The following is a 21,806-nucleotide window of genomic DNA, read 5'->3' on the forward strand; positions in this document are numbered from 1 at the left end:
AGCGAAAGCGCCGTCATGCCGCCCGCCCGAACAGCCCGGTCGGCTTCACCAGCAGGACGAGCACCATGATGATGAAGATCACGGTGGCCGCCGCCTCGGGGTAGAACACCTTGGTCAGCCCCTCGATGAGGCCGAGCCCGAAGCCGGTGACGATCGAGCCCAGGATCGAGCCCATGCCGCCGATCACGACCACGGCGAAGACGACGATGATGATGTCGGCGCCCATGTTCGGATTGACCGAGTAGATCGGCGCGGCCAGCACCCCGGCAAAGGCGGCGAGCGCCACGCCGAAACCGTAGGTCAGGGTCACCAGTAGCGGCACGTTGATGCCGAAGGCCTGGGTCAGCGTCGGGTTCTCGGTCGCGGCCCGCAGATAGGCGCCGAGCCGCGTCTTCTCGATCACGAACCAGGTCGCGAGGCAGACGGCCAGCGAGGCGATGACGACCCAGCCGCGGTAGTTCGGCAGGAACATGAAGCCGAGATTCTGGCCGCCGGTGAGTTGCGGCGGAATCTGGTAGGGCAGGCCGGAGGAGCCGTATTGGTTGCGGAACAGGCCCTGGATGATCAGCGCCAGGCCGAAGGTCAGCAGCAGCCCGTAGAGATGGTCGAGATGGGCGATGCGCTTGAGCAGCAGCCGCTCTATGATCACGCCGGTGACGCCGACGATGAGCGGCGCCAGCAGCAGCGCCACCCAGTAGTTCAACCCGAGATAGTTCAGGCACATCCAGGCGACGAAGGCGCCCATCATGTACTGCGCGCCATGGGTGAAGTTGATGATGTTGAGCAGCCCGAAGATCACCGCCAGCCCGAGGCTGAGGATGGCGTAGAACGAGCCGTTGATCAGGCCGAGCAGGACCTGGCCGAACAGCGCTTGTGGGGGGATTCCGAGAAGCTCGAACATTGATGCTCAATTCATTGCGAAGTCGAGAGGGCAGCGGGCCTGGCGTCATCCTGGCAAGGGAGTGCCGGGAGCCGCCAGGCGCGTCATGGTCGGGCTTGACCCGACCATCTCGCAAACCAGAAGCCTCTGGTCACGAGATTCTCGGGTCAAGCCCGAGAATGACGCCTTTGCCTGCGCTCATTTCTTGACGAGCGGGCACTCGCTCTCGGAGAGCGGGCGGAAGGCCTGCTCGGCCGGCAGCACCGCGATCTGCTTGTAATAGTCCCAGGGGCCCTTCGATTCCGACGGCTTCTTGACCTCGAACAGATACATGTCGTGCATCTTGCGGCCGTCGGGGCGCACCGAGCCCTTGCCGAAGAGCGGATCGTCCGTCGGCAGCTCCTTCATCTTGGCCACCACCGCGGCGGGGTCCTTGCTCTTCGCCGCCTCGACCGCCTTGAGATAGTGCAGCAGGCCGGAATAGACGCCGGCCTGGACCATGGTCGGCTTCTTGCCGCCGTTCTGCTTGGCGAAGCGCTCCGACCAGGCGCGCGTCCCGTCATTGGTGTCCCAGTAGAAGGCCTCGGTCAGCACCAGGCCCTGCGCCGTCTGCAGGCCGAGCGCATGCACGTCCGAGGCGAAGACGAGGAGCCCGGCGAGCTTCTGGCCGCCGGCGGTGATGCCGAACTCGCCCGCCTGCTTGATCGAGTTGATCGTGTCGCCGCCGGCATTGGCGAGGCCGATCACCTTGGCCTTGGAGGCCTGGGCCTGGAGCAGGAAGGAGGAGAAATCGGTGCCGGGGAACGGCGTGCGCACCGCGCCGAGCACCTTGCCGCCGTTCTTGGTGACGATCGCGGCGGTGTCGCGCTCAAGCGCATGGCCGAAGGCGTAGTCCGCGGTCAGGAAGAACCAGGTGTCGCCGCCGGCCTTGACCATGGCGCCGCCGGTGCCCTGGGCGAGCGCATAGGTGTCGTAGGTCCAGTGGATGGTGTTGGCGTTGCAGGCCTTGCCGGTGAGGTCCGACGATGCGGCGCCGGAGTTGATATGGACCTTGTTCTTTTCCTTGGTGATCTGGCTGACCGCCAGCGCGACCGAGGAGGTCGGCACGTCGAGGATCAGGTCGACGCCGTCCTGGTCGTACCATTGCCTGGCGATGGTCGAGCCGACATCCGGCTTGTTCTGGTGGTCGGCCGAGATGATCTCGACCTTGATGCCCTTGTCGGCGGCTTTGAAGTCCTCGACCGCCATCCTGGCGGCGATCACCGAGCCTTCGCCCGCGAGGTCGGCATAGAGGCCGGAGCGGTCGTTCAGCACGCCCGCCTTGACGCTGATCTGCTGGGCGAGCGCCGGGCTGGCCATGAGCGCGCCGAGCCCGGTCGCGAAAAGCAATGTCTTGTAATTCATGATCTCTCTCCCTGACGCGATGTCGTTTTCGACTTGGTTGTTCAAACCCCGAGATAGCCGTGCAGCTTGTCGATGTTCCGATCGAGCGCCTCGTTCGGGATCATGTCGACCACCTTGCCCTGCTCGACGATGAAATGCCGGTCCGCCACCGTCTGGGCGAAGCGGAAATTCTGCTCCACCAGGATGATGGTGAAGCCCTCGCGCTTCAGTTTCGCGATGGTGCGGCCGATCTGCTCGATTATGACCGGCGCGAGCCCCTCGGTCGGCTCGTCGAGCAACAGCAGGTTGGCGCCGGTGCGCAGGATGCGGCCGATCGCCAGCATCTGCTGCTCGCCGCCCGAGAGCTTGGTGCCCTGGCTCTTCAGCCGCTCCTTCAGGTTGGGGAAGAGCGTGAAGATCTGCTCGAGCGGAAGCCCGCCCGGCTTCACCTGCGGCGGCAGCAGCAGGTTCTCCTCGACGCTGAGCGAGGAATAGATGCCGCGCTCCTCCGGCACATAGCCGATGCCGAGCTTGGCGATCGCGCGCGAGGGCAGGGCGATGGTCTCGGCGCCGTCGAGCATCACCGAGCCCTTGCGCTTGCCCATGATGCCGATGATCGATTTCAGCGTCGTGCTCTTACCGGCGCCGTTGCGGCCGAGCAGGGTCACCACCTCGCCGGGCGCGACGTCGAAATCGATGCCGTGCAGCACATGGCTCTCGCCATACCAGGCCTCGAGCCCGCGCACCGCGAGCAGGGGCTTGATGCCGGTCGCCGGCTTCTGGGCGGTCGCGCCTTCAATGAGCATGGCCGCCTCCCGAGCCGATATAGGCCTCGACCACGCGCGGATCCTTCGAGACGGTGGCGTAATCGCCCTCGGCCAGCACCTGGCCGCGGGCCAGCACGGTGATCCGGTCCGAGAGCGAGGCCACGACGGACAGATTGTGCTCGACCATCAGGATCGTGCGGTTCTTCGAGACCTTGCGGATCAGCGCCTCGATGCGCTCGACATCCTCGCGGCCCATTCCGGCCATCGGCTCGTCGAGCAGCATCATCTCGGGGTCGAGCGCCAGCGTCGTCGCGATCTCCAGGGCCCGCTTGCGGCCGTAGGAGAGCTCGACCGCCGGCAGGTTGACGAACTCCGACAGCCCGACGGCCTCGACCAGGCGCCGCGCCTCGTTGTCCAGCGGTTTCAGGACGTCCTCGGAACGCCAGAAATCGAACGAGTCGCCGCGCTTGCGCTGCAGCGCGATACGGACATTGGTCAGCACGCTGAGCTGCGGGAACACGGCCGAGATCTGGAAGGAACGGACCAGCCCGAGGCGGGCGATCTCGGCGGGCTTCTGCGCCGTGATGTCCTTGCCGTTATAGACGATCGAACCTTTTGTCGGCGCAAGAAACTTGGTCAGCAGATTGAAGCATGTCGTCTTGCCGGCGCCATTTGGACCGATCAGCGCGTGAATGCTCCCGCGCCTGACCTTGAGGTCGACGCCGCTCACCGCAGTGAAACCCGCGAATTCTTTCGTGAGTCCTGAGGTGGAGAGAATAATATCCTCAGCCATACCACGCACACATGGTCGCCACCTTATTCATTCTTGGATTGTTCGTTTCCCCGAAAACATGCTGCACCGCGCCCGTTGCGCCTGTCAACGGCGCGGCGGTGCACGCAAAGCCATGCGCAACCGCCTAAAATCGAGCGGTTTAGACGAAAGGCGTAGACGGGGTGTGAGCGGCCGGACCCGCGCTAGCGGTCGGGCGTCACCGCCGCCGCGACAACCGATGCGATCGCGTCGAGGCGCGCCCCATAGGTCTCGCAGGACGGCAAGGCGCCGAGCTTTGCGCCGGCCGCCGCCTGCATCAGCGTCGTGATCAAGGCGGCGGGGCTGACCTCGGCCCGGGCAAGCCTGATCTCACCGGCGGCCTCGGATTCCGCCATCAGGCGCTGGGCATGGCGAACGAAGATCTCCTCGAAGGCCAGGAGTTCCTCCCCCGCGACGCTGACGATCACCGCCTTGAGCTCGACCAGATGGTCGCCTGCGCCGAACGCGGCGAAGGCGCCGCCATGGTGAGCCCGCAGCAACGCGGCGAGCCGTTCGGCGAACGGCCCGGTCGAGGCCAGCACCTCGCGACAACGTGCATCGACGCGCTGGCCGAGCAGGGCCAGCATGGCGCGGAAGACGTCGTCCTTGCCCTTGAAATGGAGATAGAGCGTGGCCTTGGCGAGCCCGGCCTCCTTGGCGATGTCGTCCATGGAGGTGCGCTTGTAGCCGTAGCGGGCGAACAGGCGCAGCGCCGCGTCGGCCACCTGTTCGACACGGTTCGTCGTTTCGTCGGCGGGAGCGCCGGAACCTTCGCTTCTGTCGGACATTTGCAGTCTTGACAAAATCCAATCTGAGCGCGACTATCCTAGTTAGACTCAAATCGTCTAACTAGTCCAGTCGCGCGACCCCGGACTACGGATCGATCGCCCGCCTTCTGATATGTCAGATCGGGCCCTCGAGAGCGAGCCTCTCGATCCGCACCATGGTGCCGCGCTGCGTCATGCCAGCACACGGAGGCAACCATGGTCTCACTCAAGGTCAACGGACAGGCGCATAACGTCGATATCGACGACGACACGCCCCTGCTTTGGGCGATCCGCGACAATCTCGGCCTGACCGGCACCAAGTTCGGCTGCGGCGTCGCCCAATGCGGCGCCTGCACCGTCTACATGGACGGCAAGCCGCTGCGTTCCTGCGTCACTCCCGTCTCGGCGGTCGGCGATGCCGAGATCACCACGATCGAAGCGCTCACCGGCAAGGAAGCCGAGGCCGTCCAGGCGGCCTGGACGGCGCGCGACGTGCCGCAATGCGGCTATTGCCAGTCCGGCCAGGTGATGAGCGCGATCGCGCTCCTCAAGGAGAACAGGAAGCCGACCGATCGCGACATCGATCTCGCGATGAACGGCAATCTCTGCCGCTGTGCCACCTATGTTCGCATCCGCGCCGCGATCCATGACGCGGCCCGCGCGCTGGAGGTCTGACCATGACCGTGCATGATCCTAACCTCTCCCGCCGCTCGCTGCTGAAGGGCGCTGGCGCCCTCGTCATCGGCCTGCATCTGCCGCTCGCCGCGCGCGCCCAGTCCGGCGCCGCGCAGGTCTTCCGGCCGGGCGGCGACGCCGTTTTCGCGCCGAACGCCTTCGTCCGCATCGCAGCCGACGACACGGTCACGGTGCTGGTCAAGCATATCGAGTTCGGTCAGGGGCCATTCACCGGCCTCGCCACGCTGGTCGCCGAGGAACTGGACGCCGACTGGAGCCAGATGCGGGCCGAGCACGCCCTGGCCGACGTCAAGCTCTACGCCAATCTCGCCATGGGCATCCAGGGCACCGGCGGCTCCACGGCGATCGCTAACTCCTTCGAGCAGATGCGCAAGGCCGGCGCCACGGCTCGCGCCATGTTGGTGCAGGCCGCGGCCGAGGCCTGGAAGGTCCCCGCTGCCGAGATCAAGGTCGATGCCGGCGTCATCAGCCATGGCTCCGGCAAGCAGGGCCGCTTCGGCGAGTTCGCTGAGGCCGCCGCCAAGCTGCCGGTGCCGGAGAATACGCCGCTCAAGCCGGCCTCCGCCTTCAAGCTGATCGGCAAGGAAGGCGCGGTGAAGCGCCTCGACAGCGCCGACAAGTCGCGTGGCAAGACGCAGTTCACCATCGACATCTACGCACCGGACATGCTGACCGTGGTCGTCGCCCGGCCGCCGCGTTTCGGCGGCAAGGTCGGCAGCTTCGACGCGGCCGAGGCGCTCAAGGTCAAGGGGGTCGTCGACGTCAAGCAGATCGGCTCCGGCGTCGCGGTCTACGCCACCGGCATGTGGCCGGCCCTGAAGGGTCGCGAAGCGCTGAAAGTCACCTGGGATGAGGCTGGCGCGGAGAAGCGCGGCAGCCGCGAACTCATTGCCGAGTATCGCAGGCTCGCCGGCGGGAAGGGGCTGGTTGCTGGCCAGCATGGCGATGCCGAGGCCGTGCTCGCCAAGGCCGACAAGGTGGTCGAGGCCGAGTTCGCCTTCCCCTATCTGGCGCATGGCCCCATGGAGCCGCTCGACGGCTATTTGCAATGGGATGGCAACGAGGCGCTGGCGCGTTTCGGCAGCCAGCTCCAGACCGGCGACCATCAGGCCATCGCCCGCGTGCTTGGCCTCGGGCTCGAGAAAGTCCGGGTCGAGACGATGCTCTCGGGCGGCAGCTTCGGCCGGCGCGCCCAGCCGACCATGGAGCTTGCCGTCGAGCTCGCGGAAGCGGCCAAGGCGATCGGTCCCAACCGGCCGGTGAAGCTGGTGCGCACCCGCGAGGACGACCTCTCCGGCGGCTATTACCGCCCGCTCTTCCTGCACCGCCTGCGCGGCGCGGTGAAGAACGGCAAGATCCTCGCATGGAGCGGTGCGATCGTCGGCCAGTCGTTCCTGAAGGGCTCGCCTTTCGAGGCGATGATCAAGGACGGGATCGATCCGGTCATGGTCGAAGGCGCCAACGAACTGCCCTATGAGATCGCCGATTTCCGCTGCGACCTGCACACCGTCCAGGTCGGCGTGCCGACGCTATGGTGGCGTTCGGTCGGCCATACCCATACCGGGCATGCGGTCGAATGCTTCATCGATCAGCTCCTGCAGGAGGCCGGGCAGGACCCGGTTGCCGGGCGGCTGGCGCTGATGGGCAAGCATCCGCGCCTCGCCAACGTGCTGCGCGCCGTGGCGGACCTGGCGAAGTGGAATGGGCCCGGCCCTGTCGACGGCCGTGCACGCGGCGTCGCGGTGGTCGAGAGCTTCGGCTCCTTCGTGGCCCAGATCGCCGAGGTCTCGCTCGGCGGCGATGGCGAGCCCAAGGTGCACAAGGTCTGGTGCGCGGTCGACTGCGGCACCGCCGTCAATCCCGACATCATCCGGGCCCAGATGGAGGGTGGCATCGGCTTCGGTCTCGGCCATGCGCTCTACGGCGAGATCACGCTCGACGAGGGCCGGCCGGTTCAGCTCAATTTCGACAGCTACCGCTCGCTGCGCATCCACGAGATGCCGGAGGTCGAGGTCAGGATCGTCGCCTCGACCGAGGCGCCTACCGGCGTCGGCGAGCCCGGCGTGCCGCCGATCAGCCCGGCGGTTGCCAATGCCCTCGCCCGCCTCGGCCAGGCGAGGGCGCGACAGTTGCCGATGGTGGGAGGGACTGTGTGATGCGGGGCCTTTTCCTTTCCGCGGCTGCCGGGCTCGCGCTCTGCATGGCCGGCACCGCGCTGACGCTGGCGCAGAATGCGGGCCAATCCCAGCCCGGCGGCGCCTCTCTGCGCCCCGCCGCAAGCTTCAGCAGTATCGCCAACCCGCGCGACCGCTCGGTCGCGCTGTTCGCCGAGATGGGCAAGGTCATGCAGCATCCGCGCTGCATGAACTGCCATCCCGCGACCGAGCGGCCGCGCCAGGGCGACGCCAAGCGCCTGCACCAGCCGATGGTGGTGCGCGGCAAGGACGGCCATGGCGCGCCGGGCCTCGAATGCACGACCTGCCACGGCAAGCAGAACTTCGATCCGGCGCGCGTGCCGGGCGACGGCCACTGGGCGCTGGCGCCGGCCTCCATGGCCTGGGAAGGCAAGTCGCTCGGCCAGATTTGCGAACAGCTTAAGGACCAGAACCGCAACGGCAGCCGCGACCTCGCGGCGCTGGTCAAGCATGTCACCACCGACACGCTGGTGCTCTGGGGCTGGAATCCGGGCGCGAGCCGCGAGCCGGCGCCGGGCACCGCCGCGCAGTTCGGCGCGCTGATGCAGGCCTGGGCCGATACGGGCGCCGCCTGCCCGGCGTCGTAGAGCGCGATCCTCTCTTCCCTTCTCCCGCAAGCGGAGAAGGGAAGGCGCGCACTTTGGCCTGCGCCTTCGTCCATGTTGCAAGCGCACCATCCGCTCGGCTAGTGCTGTCGGGAACGCTTCCTCCCTCCGTTCCAGCGGCAAAGGCTATGCGATGAAGAAGGTTTATCCCGATGCGGCGGCAGCGCTCGCTGGCGTCGTCAAGGACGGCATGACGATCATGGCGGGCGGCTTCGGCCTGTGCGGCATCCCCGACACGCTGATCGAGGCGATCCGCGCGTCCGGCGCGAAGAACCTGACCTTCATCTCGAACAATGCCGGCGTCGATGGCGCCGGCCTCGGGCTGCTGCTCGAGACGCGCCAGATCAGGAAGATGATCTCGTCCTATGTTGGCGAGAACAAGCTCTTCGCCCAGCAATATCTCGCCGGCGAGCTCGAGCTCGAATTCACCCCGCAGGGCACGCTCGCCGAGCGCATCCGCGCCGGCGGCGCCGGCATCCCGGCCTTCTTCACCAAGACCGGCGTCGGCACGCTGATCGCCGAGGGCAAGGAGGAGCGCGAGTTCGACGGCGAGCGCTACATCATGGAACGCGGGCTCTTCGCCGACATTTCGATCGTGCATGCCTGGAAGGGCGATACCGAGGGCAACCTCGTCTACCGGAAGACGGCGCGCAACTTCAATCCGATGATGGCCTCGGCCTCGCGCTTCACCGTCGCCGAGGTCGAGCATCTCGTGCCGGCCGGCGAGATCGACCCCGACCACATGCACACGCCAGGCATCTTCGTGAAGCGCATCGTGCATGTGCCGAATCCGGTCAAGCGCATCGAGCAGCGCACCACCCGCCCGCGCGCGGCCGCCTGAGGAGATTGCGACATGGCCTGGACCCGTGAACAGATCGCCGCCCGCGCCGCCAAGGAGCTGAAGGACGGTTTCTACGTCAATCTCGGCATCGGTATCCCGACGCTGGTTTCGAACTACATTCCCGACGGCATGAGCGTGCAGCTCCAGTCGGAGAACGGCATGCTCGGCATGGGCCCGTTCCCCTATGAGGGCGATGAGGACCCGGACCTGATCAATGCCGGCAAGCAGACCATCACCGAGCTGAAGACGACGAGCTATTTCTCCTCGGCCGACTCGTTCGGCATGATCCGCGGCGGCCATATCGATCTCTCGATCCTCGGCGCCATGCAGGTCGCGGAGAATGGCGATCTCGCCAACTGGATGATCCCGGGCAAGATGGTGAAGGGCATGGGCGGCGCCATGGACCTCGTCGCCGGCGTCAAGAAGGTCGTCGTGGTGATGGAGCATGTCGCCAAGAACAAGGACGGCTCGGAATCGCCGAAGCTGCTCAAGGCCTGCGACCTGCCGCTGACTGGGGCGGGCGTCGTCGACATGGTGATCACCGATCTCGGCGTCTTCAGCATCGACGAGAATGGCGGCGGCATGACGCTGATCGAGCTCGCCGAGGGCGTCTCGCTCGACGAGATCAAGGGCAAGACGGACGCGGCCTTCAAGGTCGCGGTCTGAGTCGGGCATGCGTCATGGTCGGGCTTGACCCGACCATCTCCTGACGAGAAGGGCTCCGTCTCAGGCGCCTCTTTCTGCCTGAGATTCTCGGGTCTGCGCTTCGCTCCGCCCGGGAATGACGGCTGGCGCAGCACTCAACTGCGCCCCTTGCCTGCCTCCCACCCCGCCCGCACCAGTTCCGGGTCGGCATGCTCCTCCTGCGGGTAGCCGACGCAGAGCCAGGCGATCAGCTTCCAGTCCGGCGGCGTCCGCAGCGCCGCCGCGATCTCGCCGGGCTCGAGGATCGAGACCCAGCCGACGCCGACGCCATGCGCCCGCGCCGCTAGCCAGAACTGGGTGATCGCGGCCACCACCGAGTAGTCGAGCATCTCCGGCATGCTGCGCCGGCCGAGCCCATGGCCCTGCCGGGTGGAGTGGTCGCAGAACACCGCGAATTGTTCCGGGGCCTCGCGCAAGCCCTCGAGCTTGAGCCTTGCATAGAGCGCCGCCTGCGCGCCGTCATAGTCGCCCAGGGCCTCGGCATTGCAGCGCGCGAAGCTCGCCTGGGCCGCGGCGCGCTGTACCGGATCGTTGACCCGCAGCCAGCGCCAGGGCTGAGAATGGCCGACCGAGGGCGAAAGCTCCGCGAGCCGCAAGAGATGCGTCACGAGCGGCTCCGGCAGGGTTTCCGGCCTGAAGCGGCGCACGTCCCGTCGCCAGGCCAGCAGCTCCTCGAAGCGGGCGATGAAACCCGCGTCGAAGACGGGCACGTCGCTCACGACGGTTCCCGGCTGGCGATGGCGTGGAAGAAGGAGCCGCTGACCAGGCCGCGCCGGCTGCCCGCCGGGGTCGGTGGCGAGCCATGCGGGTCGGTCACCATCGCGAAGGGCTCATCTTCGCCTTGCGAGAGGATGGTCGCATAATGGAACTCGTGCCCGGTCAGCGCCTGCCCGGCCGGACCGAGCGGCCCGTCGGCCCGCAGCACCGCACGGCGATAACCCAGGTTCATCTTGCGCTTCGCGAAGCTGGTCTCGACCGAAAGCAGCCCCGCCATGGCGTGGCTGGCGCCCTCGGCATCGACGAGGGAGCGGCCGAGCACCATGTAGCCGCCGCACTCGCCATGGACGGGACGCGTCTCGGCGAAGCTCCGTAGGCTCGTCATGAAGCGATCGGCGGCGGCGAGCCGTCCGGCATGCAGCTCGGGATAGCCGCCCGGCAGCCAGCAGGCGTCGCAGTCGGCGGGAGGCGGCTCGTCCGCCAGCGGCGAGAACGGCACCAGCGTCGCGCCGGCGGCACGCCAGCCGGCCTCGACATGGGGATAGACGAAGCTGAAGGCGGCATCGCGTGCGAGCGCGATGCGCCGTCCCGGGGCGGGCAGGGCGGGGAAGGGCGCCGTCGGTGCTGGCAACCGCGTCGGCTTCGCCGCCGCGATCACGGCGTCGAGGTCGACCGCGGCCGACACGGCCTCGGCGAGCGCGTCGAGCCGCTGATGCAGGTCTTCCGTCTCGCCCGCCTGTACCAGTCCGAGATGGCGCTCGGGCAGGATCAGGCTCGCCTCGCGCGGCAGCGCGCCGAGCACGGGCAGTCCGATCTTCTCCATGCCGGCGCAGGCCAGCCGACGATGGCGCTCGCTCGCCACCTTGTTCAGGATGACGCCTGCCACCGTGATGCGCTCGTCATAGCGCATGCAGCCGAGCGCGACGGCCCCGGCCGATTGCGCCTGGCCGGAGACATCGACGACGAGCAGCACCGGCCAGCCGAACAGCGCCGCGATATCGGCGCTTGCGCCGGTGCGGCCCTCCAGGCCGGGCACGCCGTCGAACAGCCCCATCGAGCCCTCAGCGATGACGATGTCGGCGCTCGCGACCTCGCTCGCGATCTGGCCGAGCAGCGCCTCCGGCATCGCGTAGCTGTCGAGATTGGCGCTGGGCGCGCCGGTTGCGGCGGCGTGGAAGGCCGGGTCGATATAGTCCGGTCCGCATTTCAGGCCGCGCACGGTCAGTCCACGTTTTACCAGCGCCCGCTGCAGGCCGAGCGTGATCGTGGTCTTGCCCGAGCCGGAGCGCGGCGCGGCGATAAGCAGCCCGCGCCCGCTCATTGCCCGCCGCCCGGCCGGAAGCGGCGGTCGTACCCGGTCGAATAGAGCGCGCTCTCGCCGAAATCCTCGGCTCCGAGCGCCGGCCCGACCAGGATCAGCGCCGTGCGCTCCAGCCCGGACGCCGCGACGTCCTCCGCGATCGAGCCGAGCGTGCCGCGCAGCACGCGCTCGTCCGGCCAGGAGGCGCGGAAGACGATCGCGACGGGGCAGTCCGCTCCATAGAACGGCGTCAGCTCCTCGACGACCTGCCCGATGACATGGATCGAAAGGTGGATCGCCAGCGTCGCGCCCGAGGCGGCGAAGGTCGCGAGCTTTTCCCGCTCTGGCATCGAGGAGGCGCGGCCGGAGGTGCGCGTCAGCACCAGCGACTGCGCGACGCCCGGCAAGGTCAGCTCGCGTTTCAGTGCCGCGGCGGCAGCGGCAAAGGCCGGAACGCCTGGCGTGACCGTGTAGGGGATGCCGAGCGCATCGAGCCGGCGCATCTGCTCGCCGCAGGTGCTCCAGATCGAGAGGTCGCCGGAATGCAGCCGGGCGATGTCGAGGCCGTCCGAATGCGCCGAGACGATCTCCGCGACGATCGCGTCGAGATCGAGCGGGGCGGTGTCGACGATCCGCGCTCCCTCCGGGCACCAGCCGAGCATCGCCTTCGGGATCAAGGAGCCGGCATAGAGGCAGACCGGGCAGGCCGCGATCAGGTCGCGTCCGCGCAAGGTGATGAGATCGGGCGCGCCCGGTCCGGCGCCGATGAAATGCACGGTCACGGCGCGCTCCATTCCGCGCTTCTGGCCAATGCGCAGGTGACGCGGGCGGTCGCGATGCGTGGCTGGATCAGCACGGCGCCCGGCCCGGCCGCAGCGAGCGCGGCCGCCTCCGCTACCGAGCCGACGCCGTAGAGCCCCGCGATCCGGGTCGAACGCGTGGCGCAGGAGGCCTCGAAGCCGGCGAGCGCCTCATCGGGAATGGCGACGAGCTCCGCCTTGCGTGCCTTTGCCACCGCGATCAGCCCGGCTTCGCCAGCGCGGCTGCCGAGCGTGGCGAGGCGCAAGGCCGTGCCGGGCATGAGTTCGGCCGCTGCGAGCGCCGCGTCGAGGCAGGCGCGAACGTCGGCCTCCGTCGTGCCGGGGCGCAACCCGATCCCGGCGACGATCATGCTTTCACCACCCGCCATTGCGTCACCGGCATCGCGGCCCGCCAGCCATGCATCGTCCCGACTGCGTCGAGATGGCTGATGCCGATCCGGCGCAAGGAACCGCCATGCCTGGCATAGAGCGCGGCCAGCCGTGCCTCGCCTTCAATCGTCACAACATTGGCGACGAGCCGCCCGCCCGGCTTCAGCGCGGCCCAGGCCGCCTCGAACACACCCGCATCCGTGATGCCGCCGCCAATGAAGATCGCGTCCGGCGCCGGCCGGCCGGCGAGAGCGGCCGGCGCGGCGCCGTTCACGCTCTCGACGGCGAGCGCGCCGAGCGCCATCCGGTTGCGCCCGATGCGGGCGGCGCGCTCCGGATTCTCCTCGAAGGCGATAGCGCGGTTGCCGGGGCTGCGCAGGCACCATTCGAGCCCGATGGAGCCGGAGCCCGCGCCGATATCCCAGAGCAGTTCGCCGGCCCGGGGCCGCAGCGCGGACAGCGTGATGGCGCGGATATCGGCCTTGGTGATCTGGCCGTCATGCTCGAACCAGTCATCGTCGAGCCCGCTTGCCAAGGGCAGGATGCGCGCATCGGGGGCGGCGACGAGATCGAGCGCGATCAGGTTGAGCGGATCGACCTCGCCGAGGTCGAACTGGTCGGCCCGGCAGTCCCGGACCTGCTCGCGCGGCCCGCCCAGCGCCTCCATCACGACGAGGCGCGACGCGCCGAAGCCACGCGCGCTCATGATCTCGGCAACGCGCGCCGGCGTCGTGCCGTCCCAGGACAGCGCCAGCACGCGCCGGCCCGGCTGCAGATAGGGGATGATGCGCTGCAAAGCGCGGCCGTGGAGCGAGACCCGGCCGCACTCCTCCTGCGGCCAGCGCAGCCGGTTGCAGGCGAGTGCGAAGCAGGAGAGCTGCGGGAAGATCTGCATCTCCTCGGCCGGGATCGCCTTCGCCAGCCCGGCGCCGATACCGTAATGGAACGGATCGCCCGTCGCGACGACGCAGACCTTGCGGCCGCGCTTGGTCAGGATCATCGGCAGCGCGTTCCGGAACGGCTGCGGCCATTCCGCCGCCTCGCCCGGAACCTTGCCGATCAGGGCGATATGGCGCGCCCCGCCATAGACCAGTTCGGCGCCGTCGAGCGCGGCGAGCGCCTCGGGTGACAGCCCCGCGCGGCCGTCCTCGCCGAGCCCGACGAGGGAGAGCCAGGGCTTCCCTGCGGCAGGGGCGCTTCTCGACAGTTCTTCCATTTCGGGCGACAACACTGACATGACGGTTCTGATCCTAGGCGGCACCAGTGAGGCTGCGGCGCTCGATCAGCTTCTGGCTGAACAGGCGCCGGAAATCCGTGCGATCGTCTCGCTGGCCGGGCATACGTCCGATCCCAGGCCGCATAATCTGCCGGTGCGGATCGGTGGTTTCGGCGGTATCGACGGGCTGCGGCGCTATCTCGTGGAGAATGGCGTTGTCGCGGTGGTCGATGCGACGCATCCCTTCGCCGCGATCATGCCTTTCCATGCCGAAGCCGCCTGCAAGGCCGAGAATGTGCCGCTGATCGCGATTCGCCGCGAGTCCTGGAAGCCGAACCCGGGCGACCGCTGGCGCTCGGTGGCGGACATCGCGGCTGCGGCGGAGGCGCTCGGCAAGGAGCCGCGCCGCGTCTTTCTCACGGTGGGGCGCTTGGAGCTGCCAGCCTTCGCCGACGCGCCGCAGCACCATTATCTCGTCCGCGTCATCGAGCCGATCGGGGATCGTTTGCCGCTGAATGGCGTCAAGGTCATCCAGCAGCGCGGGCCCTTCGACGTCGACGACGAGGAGGACCTGATGCGCCGCGAGGAGATCGAGATCCTCGTCTCCAAGAATTCCGGTGGCCCGGCGACGGTCGGCAAGCTCGTCGCGGCACGCCGGCTGAGCCTGCCGGTGATCATGGTCGAGCGGCCGCCCAAGCCCGATGTCGAAACCGTCGACCATATCGATCAGGTCCTGCCCTGGCTGGTGGCGCAAGGGCTCTTCGTCACGGAGCGCGGCGTATAGACGATGGGCGTCGCGCCTTCGCGCGCGATCAGCCGCGTGCTCGAGGCGCCGATCATCACCAGCGTCGCCATGTCGGCGGAACCGGCCGCCGCGACGGCTTCGCTCATCGATAGCACGCGCAACACCTCGTCCGCTCGCCCGATCGCGCGGGCGAAGATCACCGGGGTCTCGGCCGGGCGATGTCGGGCCGCCAGCGCCAGCGCCTCGCCGAGCTGCCAGGGCCGCGCCTTCGAGATCGGATTGTAGAGCGAGATCACGAAATCGGCCGATAGCGCCGCCTCCAGCCGCTGGGTGATCACCTCCCAGGGCTTGAGATTGTCGGAGAGCGAGATCGCGCAGAAATCGCCGCCGAGCGGCGCGCCGGCCCGTGCGGCCGCAGCCAGCATCGCCGTGATGCCGGGCTCGACCGTGATTGGCACGGCAAGCCAGTCCGGCTCGCCCGCCTCAAGCGCCTCGAACACGGCCGCCGCCATGGCGAAGACGCCGGGATCGCCGCCCGAGACGACCGCGACACGCCGCCCCTCGAACGCCAGCTGCAGCGCATGGCGGGCGCGCGTCACCTCGACGCGATTGTCCGAGCCGTGCTTCACCTGCCCCTCGCGCGCCGGCAGTCGGTCGAGATAGGGGCCGTAGCCGACGAGGTCGCTGGCGGCCTCGATCGCCGCTTGAGCCGCCGGCGTCAGCCAATGCGCCTCGCCCGGACCGAGCCCGACGATGGTGAGCGAGCCGCTCACAGCCGCCGTCCCTCGCCGGGGACGAGGACCATCGAGAAATAAGGCGCCTCGTCATCGGCCTTGTCGTCGAGCCGCGTCACGACCTGGCCGGCCATGGTCGCGCGCTCGACATAGATCGCGCGGTGGACCAGACCGGCGGCCTTCAGGGCGCGGCGCACCTTGGGCAGGTTACGGCCGAGCTTCATGATCACGGCGGCGTCGGTGTCGACGAGGCGGCGGCGCAGCTCGGCTTCGGAGAGCGTGCCAGGCAGGACGGTCATGACGTCGTCGCCCCAGGTGATCGGCGCGCCGGCCCGCACCCAGGCGCCGGCCATCCCGGTGACGCCCGGCACGACCTCGGTCGGGAAGCGATGGGCGAGGCGCCGCCACAGATGCATGAAGGAGCCGTAGAAGAACGGGTCGCCGTCGCAGAGCACGGCGACGGTCCGCCCGGCGCCCATCTCGGCCGCGAGCCGCTCGGCCGCCTCGTCGTAGAAGGCGGCGATCGGCCCGTCATAGGCTTCCTCCCCGACCCTGGCCTCGGTGGTCACTGGGAAGGCCAACACGATCTCGCGCGCCGGATCGGGCGCGATGACCGCATCCGCCGTGGCGCGGGCATTGCCGCGGCTGCCCTTCTTGCAGAAATGCACCAGACGGTCGGCGCTCGCGATGATGTCGCGGGCCCTGACCGTCATATAGTCGGGATCGCCGGGGCCGAGGCCGACGCCGAAGAGCAATGTATTGGGTTGAGCCGTATTCACTGGCTCACTCCTTCTCTTGCGCCAGCGCGTTGACGGCAGCCGCCGCCATCGCCGAGCCGCCGCGCCGCCCATGCACGACGAGGAAGGGCACGCGCCCGTCCTGCGCCAAAGCCTGCTTCGATTCCGCCGCGCCGACGAAGCCGACCGGGATGCCGATGATGGCGGCCGGCCTCGGAGCATCGGCGTCGAGCATTTCGAGCAGGTGGAAGAGCGAGGTCGGCGCATTGCCGATGACGACGAGCGCGCCCGCCAGATGCGGCCGCCACAGCTCCATCGCCGCGGCCGAACGGGTCGTGCCGACCTGTTTCGCCAAGGTCGGCACCTGCGGGTCGTCGAGCGTGCAGATCACGGCATTGCCGGCCGGAAGCCTGGCGCGCGTGACGCCGTTGGCGACCATCTTGGCGTCGCAAAGGATCGGCGCTCCCGCCCGCAGCGCGGTCTCTGCGGCCGCGGTGAAATCGCCCGACATCTCGACGTCACCCGGCAGGTCGGTCATGCCGCAGGCATGGATCATCCTGACCACGACGCGCCCGGCCGTGCCGGAGAAACGCGAGAGATCGGCCTCGGCCCGAATGATGGCGAAGGAGCGCTCGTAGATCGCATCGCCTTCGCGGATATAGTCGTAACGCGTGTTCAAGCCTCGAGTCCCGAAAGCCGGCCTGACGTCAGGGCGGCGTGGATGTCCTGTCCCGGCTGCAGACGCTGCACAATCTGCGAAAGGTCAAGCCTCGCGAGCGCCTTGTCCCGCGTCGTCCCGCCGATGACGACGTCGTAACGCCCGTCCTGGCCGATGAGCGTCAGGTCGGCCGGCCCGGCATGGGCGCAGGATTTGACGCAGGCCGAGAGATGGAGCGTGCGGCCGGCGGCGAGCAGTTCCGCTGCCGCTTCGGCCAGGACCGCAGCATCCATCATGGTCCGGGTTTCGCCGCGCGGGCAGGCGGGCGCGCCGGAGCAGGCCTGCACCGAAAGGCGCGGGTCGTCGTCCCGCGTGATCAGGCCGCGCGTCTCGCAGTGCGCAGCAAGCTCGGTCGCCTCATCGCGCCCGAGCCCGAGGAAGGCCAGGCCGCGCCAGGGCGAGAAGCGCATCTCCTCGACGCCCAGCTCGGCGGCCACAGCGCTCAAGCCCGCCAATGTCGCGGCATCCGAGCGCCCGAAGGGCAGCCCGGCGATCAAGGCGACGCGTGACGAGCGCAGCGCCACGATGCCGACCCGCCGCGGGGCGGGGCGGACCGGTGGAGGAGAGGTCCGCGACAGCGCGCAATTCGCGATCAGCGCGACGGTCTGCTCATCCGAAAGGTCACGCAGGCGATGGAGCCGGGCGGGGTCAGTGCGCCGGCAGGCTGCGAAGCCGGAGAGGAGGGCGGTGACGGCCGCCGCCGCATCGCCCAGTGCGACCGGTCCGAGCCAGATTGCCTGCGGCAGGCCGATCGCGACCGCCTCGCTGCCGATCGCGACCACACGCAGATCGGCCGGAAAGCCATCGAGCGCGAGGCTCCCGCCGCCATCGACGACCACGTTGGTCTTCGCAGGCAAGCCGTCAACGGCGCGGCCGGCCCGTTCGATCTCGGCCGAGAGCGCGGCGGAGTCGATCAGGTCGCTGGCATCGCGTCCGGCCAGCGGTGAGGTCAGGACGAGACGTTGCGGCCCGGTTCCTCCGGCTTCGTCGACCAGCCCGTCGGCCAGCAAGGCCTCGACGAGGACGGGATGAGCCTGCGGACGCACGCCCCTGATCTGCAGATTGCCGCGCCCCGAGATTTCGACGAGGCCGTTGCCCGTCTCCTCAGCCAGCCTCGCCACGCGCCGCAATTGTGCGGGGGTGAGCGTGCCGCCGGGCGGATGCAGCCGGACCAGCCAGCCGTCGCCGGTCTCCATCGGCCGCAGCGTGCTCGGGCACCAGCCGCGCCGCAGCGTTGCTCGCGCGGGCGCGCTCATTCCGCCGCATCCTTGCTGGCGAGGAAGGCGGCGACGGAGTTGCGCCGGCTCGTCCACAGGCCGCGGCGCTCGGCTTCGGAAAGGCGGGCGCGGATCGAGGCGGCCGCCGGCGCATTGGCCCGCTCCAGCGCGCTCCAGACGGCCGGATCGGCGCAATAGGCCTGGAACACGGCGTCGAACAGGCCGTCCGCCACGGCATCGGTGCTCGCGGCATAGACGAAGAGCGTGTCGACGGTCTCGGCAAGTTCGGCCGCGCCGCGCCAGCCATGGGCGAGCTGGCCGGCGATCCAGCGCGGGTGGCAGAGCCGGCCATGGACGATGCGCCCGATATCCTCGCCCAGCGTCCGGGCTTTCGGCGCCGCGGGATCGGAGCTGTCGAGGCTGTAGAGCGCAGCCTCGCTGCCGAGCGCCTGCGCCGCCGCCGCGAAGCCGCCGATCACGTCGGCGGCGCTGGTCGCTTCCAGGATGTCGCGGCCGGGCGTGTCGCTGACATGGACGAAGGCGCTCGCGCTCGCGACCCGGCGGGCGAAGCCGGGATCGGCGCTGGCGATGCCCTCCGCGCCGCCATAGGCATGGCTGCTGGCGGCAAGATAGGCGGCGCCGAGATCGCCTCGATGCTCCCACTGGCCGTCAAGCGCCCGGTCGGCCATGGCCGCGCCGAAGCGGCCTGGCGCCGGACCGAAAACGCGCGCCGCATCCTCGCCACGCCGGCGGGCGGCGGCGGGCTCGTTCCAGTCGTCGGGCTCATCGAGCGCGGCGACCGCGCGGGTGGCCGCGTCGAGCAGCGCGATCTGCCCCGGAAACGTGTCGCGAAAGGCGCCGGAGATGCGGATCGTCACGTCGAGCCGCGGATGTTCGAGCTTCGCCAGCGGAATCACCGAGAAGCCCGTCACCCGCGTCGAGCCATGGTCCCAGAGCGGCGCTGCGCCCATCAGGGCCAGCGCATGGGCGATGTCCTCGCCGCCGGAGCGCAGGGTCGGCGAGGCCCAGAGATCCATCACGATCCGGCGCGGATGCTCGCCATGGTCCTGGAGATGGCGCGCGATCACCGCGGCGGCGGCGTGGGCGCCGAGGCGTGCGGCTGCACGGGTGGGTATGGCGCGCGGGTCGAGCGTCGAGAGGTTGCGGCCGGTCGGCAGGACCTCGGCATGTCCGCGATGCGGTGAACCGGCAGGGCCCGGCGGCACGAAGCGCCCGTCGAGCGCCCGCAGCAGGTTCTCGCGCTCGCTGCGGGAGGAAGCGGCATCATGCGCGGCCTGCCCGAAGACATGCAGGCCCTCGCGGAAAGGCAGCTCGGCGATGTCGCAGAGATGCGCGTCGAGCCGGGTCAGCGCATCGGCCATATCGAGATCGGCCGTGACGCCGCAGGTTTCGGCCAGCCCGCTCGCCTCGGCCCGCTCGCGGATCTCGCGGGCGACGATTTCGGCCCGGCGCGGGTCGAGCACCTGCGCCTGCGAGAACTCCTCGACGAGATCGCGCAGCAGCGCGACCTCGCCGGCCGCTTCGGCATGCACCAGTTCCGGCGGCAAATGGCCGAGCGTCACGGCCGAGAGCCGGCGCTTGGCCGGGGCTGCCTCGCCCGGATCGTCGACGACATAGGGATAGATCACCGGAAGGCCGCCGATCGCGAGGCGCGGCCAGCAGGCGGCCGAGAGCGCGACCGCCTTGCCCGGCAGCCATTCCGTGGTGCCATGCGTGCCGAGATGGATCAGCGCGTCGCTGCCGGCGAGCCGCAGGCCGAGATAGAAGGCGAGATAGGCATGGCCGGGTGGCGCGTCGGGGTCGTGATAGCGCGCCTTGCGGTCCGGCGAGGCATCGCGCGCTGGCTGCAGGGCGACGAGGAGATGGCCGCTGCGGACGACGCGGTACCGGAAGGCCGAGCCGTCGCAGGCAGGGTCGGTTTCGGGTGCGCCATGGGCTGCGATCAGCGCGGCGCGGGCGGTATCGGGGATGGTCGCGAGCCAGGCGCGATAGCCAGCGAGCCGGATGGCGAAATCGGCCGGCCCTTCGGTCAGGGCCCGCATCAGGCATAAGCCCTCATCCTGAGGAGCGGCCTCCTTTGCCGTCATTGCGAGCGCAGCGAAGCAATCCAGATTCGTGGAGCTCGATGCCCCCTGGATTGCTTCGCTGCGCTCGCAATGACGTTCAACCTCGTACCCCGCCCCCGTCAGAAGCTCACGGATGGCCGCGACGCTTGCCGGTGTGTCGAGCCCGACCGCGAAGCCCGCGCGCCCGCCGCGCGCGGGATAGTCAGACATCACCAAGGCGAGCCTGCGTTCCGCCGGAGGCTTGCGCGCCAGCGCGATCCAGCCGGATGCGAGCTCGGCGAGCGCGGCGATACCGTCGGGGTCGGGTACCAGCCGACGCATGGTGAGGCCGGTTTGCGGGTCGGCGTCCTCCGCCTTGAAGGCGACCGGGACAGCGCCAATCCGGCCGTCGAATTCCGGCAGCGCGACCTGCATGGCGAGATCGGCGCCCGAAAGCCCGCGCGGCGAGGCCTCCCAGGCATCGCGCGGGCTGCCGACCGGCACGGCCTGGAGGATTGGGCAGTCGGCGGCGTCGAGCACGAAATCCGCGCCATCGCGCGCCGAGAAGGCGGTGGTGGTGACGAGGGCGGCCGGTTTGCGCAGGGCGATCAGCGCGGCGAGCTCGCCGGTGACGGCCGGGTCCTTCAGGCTGGTCAGCGCCAGGATCAGGGCGGCATGGCCGCGTGCGGCAAGCGCTTCCGCGATCGCCTCCGCCATGGCGGTGTCTCCAGCCGCGACGCCGGAGCGATAGACTAGGATCGGGACGAGCGAGGCGGTGGTGGGCAGGTTTGCGAGCGCGTCGCGCCACGGCAGGGGGGTGGCATCGGCGCCAAGTGCAAAGAGCGGTGGCAGGAGGACGGGTGCTGGCGGGCCCTCATCCCCCTGCCGGGACCTTCTCCCCCGAGGGGAGAAGGGGGCTGCGGCCGCCGCCTCGCTCATTTTTGCCTGCCCGTGCTGCTTCGCGCGCTCTTCCTTCTCCCCTCGGGGGAGAAGGTGGCCCGGCGCAGCCGGGTCGGATGAGGGAAGTGCAGCATCCGCGAGATAGCTTGCGATGCAGCCCATTAGCCGGCGCATGTTTTCCGTGCCGCCGCCGGCCCGGAAATAGGCCAGCAGCTCACCCGCAAGCTCCGGCGCCACTGTGCCGTACTCGGCCAGCCGCTCGTCCGGCCGGTCGTCCCCGGGCAGCACGGCGAGCGCGATGCCCGCGCGCCGGCACGCCTCGGCCAGTTGTTCGATGCCGTAGCGCCAGTAATCCAGCCCGCCGAGGCAGCGCACCAGCACGAAGCGTGAGCGCGCAGCCGTCTTCTCGACCAGGAGATCGATCGAGAGAGGGTGCTTCAGCCGGCGCAGCGAAGCGAGGCGCAAGTCGAGGCCAGACGCGCCGGCCGCGGCGGCCAGCGCCGAGAGGTCGCTGTCGGCGAAGGAGAGCACCAGGACATCCCCCGGCGGCAGGGCGAGATCGACGGCGTCTTCGCCGTCGTCGAGCCTGATCTCGCTGGAGGGGAGGAGGTGCATC

Annotated in this window: 21 protein-coding genes; 6 read left to right on the forward strand and 15 right to left on the reverse strand. The window is 69.3% G+C overall.

Going from position 1 to position 21,806, the window contains the following annotated elements; genetic code table 11:
- Positions 1-13: 13 nt before the first annotated feature.
- From ACTIF2_RS23500 to ACTIF2_RS23520, 5 genes are all read right to left on the reverse strand, one after another.
- Entirely contained in the window at positions 14-901 is an 888-nt protein-coding gene (locus ACTIF2_RS23500; RefSeq protein WP_439499554.1) for a branched-chain amino acid ABC transporter permease, read from the reverse strand.
- A gap of 177 nt (positions 902-1,078) precedes the next feature.
- The gene (locus ACTIF2_RS23505) at positions 1,079-2,284 is read right to left on the reverse strand and encodes an ABC transporter substrate-binding protein (RefSeq protein ID WP_439499555.1); all 1,206 of its coding nucleotides are present in this window, start codon (positions 2,282-2,284) and stop codon (positions 1,079-1,081) included.
- Positions 2,285-2,325: 41 nt separating this feature from the next.
- The gene (locus ACTIF2_RS23510; protein ID WP_439499556.1) at positions 2,326-3,069 is read right to left on the reverse strand and encodes an ABC transporter ATP-binding protein; all 744 of its coding nucleotides are present in this window, start codon (positions 3,067-3,069) and stop codon (positions 2,326-2,328) included.
- Complete coding sequence (locus ACTIF2_RS23515; RefSeq protein WP_439499557.1) at positions 3,059-3,823, reverse strand: ABC transporter ATP-binding protein; 765 nt, start codon at positions 3,821-3,823, stop codon at positions 3,059-3,061. Before ACTIF2_RS23515 ends, ACTIF2_RS23510 begins: the two co-directional genes overlap by 11 nt.
- A gap of 182 nt (positions 3,824-4,005) precedes the next feature.
- On the reverse strand, positions 4,006-4,629 hold the full coding sequence (locus ACTIF2_RS23520) for a TetR/AcrR family transcriptional regulator (RefSeq protein WP_439499558.1): 624 nt from the start codon (positions 4,627-4,629) through the stop codon (positions 4,006-4,008).
- Positions 4,630-4,824: 195 nt separating this feature from the next.
- On the opposite strand from ACTIF2_RS23520, the gene ACTIF2_RS23525 reads away from it, so the two are divergent.
- The 5 genes from ACTIF2_RS23525 to ACTIF2_RS23545 all read left to right on the forward strand — a co-directional run bounded on the left by ACTIF2_RS23525 (position 4,825) and on the right by ACTIF2_RS23545 (position 9,611).
- Positions 4,825-5,283 (forward strand): (2Fe-2S)-binding protein, encoded by a 459-nt coding sequence (locus ACTIF2_RS23525; RefSeq protein ID WP_439499559.1) that lies wholly within the window; start codon positions 4,825-4,827, stop codon positions 5,281-5,283.
- Positions 5,284-5,285: 2 nt separating this feature from the next.
- Positions 5,286-7,460, forward strand: coding sequence for a xanthine dehydrogenase family protein molybdopterin-binding subunit (locus ACTIF2_RS23530; protein ID WP_439499560.1), 2,175 nt, complete (start codon positions 5,286-5,288; stop codon positions 7,458-7,460).
- Complete coding sequence (locus ACTIF2_RS23535) at positions 7,460-8,086, forward strand: Isoquinoline 1-oxidoreductase subunit (protein ID WP_439499561.1); 627 nt, start codon at positions 7,460-7,462, stop codon at positions 8,084-8,086. Before ACTIF2_RS23530 ends, ACTIF2_RS23535 begins: the two co-directional genes overlap by 1 nt.
- 151 nt (positions 8,087-8,237) lie before the next feature.
- A complete protein-coding gene (locus tag ACTIF2_RS23540; RefSeq protein ID WP_439499562.1) occupies positions 8,238-8,945 on the forward strand; it encodes a CoA transferase subunit A in 708 nt (235 codons plus the stop codon).
- Between the two features lie 12 nt (positions 8,946-8,957).
- The gene (locus tag ACTIF2_RS23545; RefSeq protein WP_439499563.1) at positions 8,958-9,611 is read left to right on the forward strand and encodes a 3-oxoacid CoA-transferase subunit B; all 654 of its coding nucleotides are present in this window, start codon (positions 8,958-8,960) and stop codon (positions 9,609-9,611) included.
- A 134-nt stretch (positions 9,612-9,745) separates the two neighbouring features.
- Here the strand turns inward: ACTIF2_RS23545 and bluB are convergent, their stop codons facing one another.
- From bluB to cbiE, 5 genes are read right to left on the reverse strand one after another with little or no spacing between them, the layout of a single operon-like run.
- On the reverse strand, positions 9,746-10,369 hold the full coding sequence (gene bluB, locus ACTIF2_RS23550; RefSeq protein WP_439499564.1) for a 5,6-dimethylbenzimidazole synthase: 624 nt from the start codon (positions 10,367-10,369) through the stop codon (positions 9,746-9,748).
- Entirely contained in the window at positions 10,366-11,688 is a 1,323-nt protein-coding gene (locus tag ACTIF2_RS23555) for a cobyrinate a,c-diamide synthase (protein WP_439499565.1), read from the reverse strand. The genes bluB and ACTIF2_RS23555 overlap by 4 nt, the downstream gene beginning before the upstream one ends.
- Positions 11,685-12,449 (reverse strand): precorrin-4 C(11)-methyltransferase, encoded by a 765-nt coding sequence (gene cobM / locus ACTIF2_RS23560; protein ID WP_439499566.1) that lies wholly within the window; start codon positions 12,447-12,449, stop codon positions 11,685-11,687. The genes ACTIF2_RS23555 and cobM overlap by 4 nt, the downstream gene beginning before the upstream one ends.
- Complete coding sequence (locus tag ACTIF2_RS23565; RefSeq protein ID WP_439499567.1) at positions 12,446-12,838, reverse strand: cobalamin biosynthesis protein; 393 nt, start codon at positions 12,836-12,838, stop codon at positions 12,446-12,448. Before ACTIF2_RS23565 ends, cobM begins: the two co-directional genes overlap by 4 nt.
- A complete protein-coding gene (gene cbiE / locus ACTIF2_RS23570) occupies positions 12,835-14,094 on the reverse strand; it encodes a precorrin-6y C5,15-methyltransferase (decarboxylating) subunit CbiE (protein WP_439499568.1) in 1,260 nt (419 codons plus the stop codon). The genes ACTIF2_RS23565 and cbiE overlap by 4 nt, the downstream gene beginning before the upstream one ends.
- Between cbiE and ACTIF2_RS23575 the strand changes: the two genes are divergently transcribed.
- Complete coding sequence (locus tag ACTIF2_RS23575; RefSeq protein WP_439499569.1) at positions 14,093-14,857, forward strand: cobalt-precorrin-6A reductase; 765 nt, start codon at positions 14,093-14,095, stop codon at positions 14,855-14,857. The two genes, cbiE and ACTIF2_RS23575, sit on opposite strands and share 2 nt — an antisense overlap.
- Here the strand turns inward: ACTIF2_RS23575 and cobJ are convergent.
- The 5 genes from cobJ to cobN are packed head-to-tail and all read right to left on the reverse strand — an operon-like array spanning position 14,800 to position 21,805.
- Entirely contained in the window at positions 14,800-15,591 is a 792-nt protein-coding gene (gene cobJ / locus ACTIF2_RS23580; protein ID WP_439499570.1) for a precorrin-3B C(17)-methyltransferase, read from the reverse strand. The two genes, ACTIF2_RS23575 and cobJ, sit on opposite strands and share 58 nt — an antisense overlap.
- The gene (locus ACTIF2_RS23585; RefSeq protein WP_439499571.1) at positions 15,588-16,331 is read right to left on the reverse strand and encodes a precorrin-2 C(20)-methyltransferase; all 744 of its coding nucleotides are present in this window, start codon (positions 16,329-16,331) and stop codon (positions 15,588-15,590) included. The genes cobJ and ACTIF2_RS23585 overlap by 4 nt, the downstream gene beginning before the upstream one ends.
- Before the next feature lie 4 nt (positions 16,332-16,335).
- Entirely contained in the window at positions 16,336-16,968 is a 633-nt protein-coding gene (locus tag ACTIF2_RS23590) for a precorrin-8X methylmutase (RefSeq protein ID WP_439499572.1), read from the reverse strand.
- Complete coding sequence (gene cobG, locus ACTIF2_RS23595) at positions 16,965-18,263, reverse strand: precorrin-3B synthase (protein ID WP_439499573.1); 1,299 nt, start codon at positions 18,261-18,263, stop codon at positions 16,965-16,967. Before cobG ends, ACTIF2_RS23590 begins: the two co-directional genes overlap by 4 nt.
- Positions 18,260-21,805: a cobaltochelatase subunit CobN gene (cobN, locus tag ACTIF2_RS23600; protein WP_439499574.1), complete on the reverse strand. Its 3,546-nt coding sequence runs from the start codon at positions 21,803-21,805 to the stop codon at positions 18,260-18,262. Before cobN ends, cobG begins: the two co-directional genes overlap by 4 nt.
- Position 21,806: the final 1 nt, after the last annotated feature.

It is taken from the genome of Allobosea sp. (assembly GCF_051860145.1).
Taxonomy (GTDB): Bacteria; Pseudomonadota; Alphaproteobacteria; order Rhizobiales; family Beijerinckiaceae; genus Allobosea.

Bases quoted from the DNA above. Each gene is read 5' to 3' on its own strand.
- ACTIF2_RS23500 (WP_439499554.1), bottom strand. From the start codon at position 901: ATGTTCGAGCTTCTCGGAATCCCCCCACAAGCGCTGTTCGGCCAGGTC.
- ACTIF2_RS23505 (WP_439499555.1), bottom strand. From the start codon at position 2,284: ATGAATTACAAGACATTGCTTTTCGCGACCGGGCTCGGCGCGCTCATG.
- ACTIF2_RS23510 (WP_439499556.1), bottom strand. From the start codon at position 3,069: ATGCTCATTGAAGGCGCGACCGCCCAGAAGCCGGCGACCGGCATCAAG.
- ACTIF2_RS23515 (WP_439499557.1), bottom strand. From the start codon at position 3,823: ATGGCTGAGGATATTATTCTCTCCACCTCAGGACTCACGAAAGAATTC.
- ACTIF2_RS23520 (WP_439499558.1), bottom strand. From the start codon at position 4,629: ATGTCCGACAGAAGCGAAGGTTCCGGCGCTCCCGCCGACGAAACGACG.
- ACTIF2_RS23525 (WP_439499559.1), top strand. From the start codon at position 4,825: ATGGTCTCACTCAAGGTCAACGGACAGGCGCATAACGTCGATATCGAC.
- ACTIF2_RS23530 (WP_439499560.1), top strand. From the start codon at position 5,286: ATGACCGTGCATGATCCTAACCTCTCCCGCCGCTCGCTGCTGAAGGGC.
- ACTIF2_RS23535 (WP_439499561.1), top strand. From the start codon at position 7,460: ATGCGGGGCCTTTTCCTTTCCGCGGCTGCCGGGCTCGCGCTCTGCATG.
- ACTIF2_RS23540 (WP_439499562.1), top strand. From the start codon at position 8,238: ATGAAGAAGGTTTATCCCGATGCGGCGGCAGCGCTCGCTGGCGTCGTC.
- ACTIF2_RS23545 (WP_439499563.1), top strand. From the start codon at position 8,958: ATGGCCTGGACCCGTGAACAGATCGCCGCCCGCGCCGCCAAGGAGCTG.
- ACTIF2_RS23555 (WP_439499565.1), bottom strand. From the start codon at position 11,688: ATGAGCGGGCGCGGGCTGCTTATCGCCGCGCCGCGCTCCGGCTCGGGC.
- ACTIF2_RS23565 (WP_439499567.1), bottom strand. From the start codon at position 12,838: ATGATCGTCGCCGGGATCGGGTTGCGCCCCGGCACGACGGAGGCCGAC.
- ACTIF2_RS23575 (WP_439499569.1), top strand. From the start codon at position 14,093: ATGACGGTTCTGATCCTAGGCGGCACCAGTGAGGCTGCGGCGCTCGAT.
- cbiE (WP_439499568.1), bottom strand. From the start codon at position 14,094: ATGTCAGTGTTGTCGCCCGAAATGGAAGAACTGTCGAGAAGCGCCCCT.
- cobG (WP_439499573.1), bottom strand. From the start codon at position 18,263: ATGAGCGCGCCCGCGCGAGCAACGCTGCGGCGCGGCTGGTGCCCGAGC.
- cobN (WP_439499574.1), bottom strand. From the start codon at position 21,805: ATGCACCTCCTCCCCTCCAGCGAGATCAGGCTCGACGACGGCGAAGAC.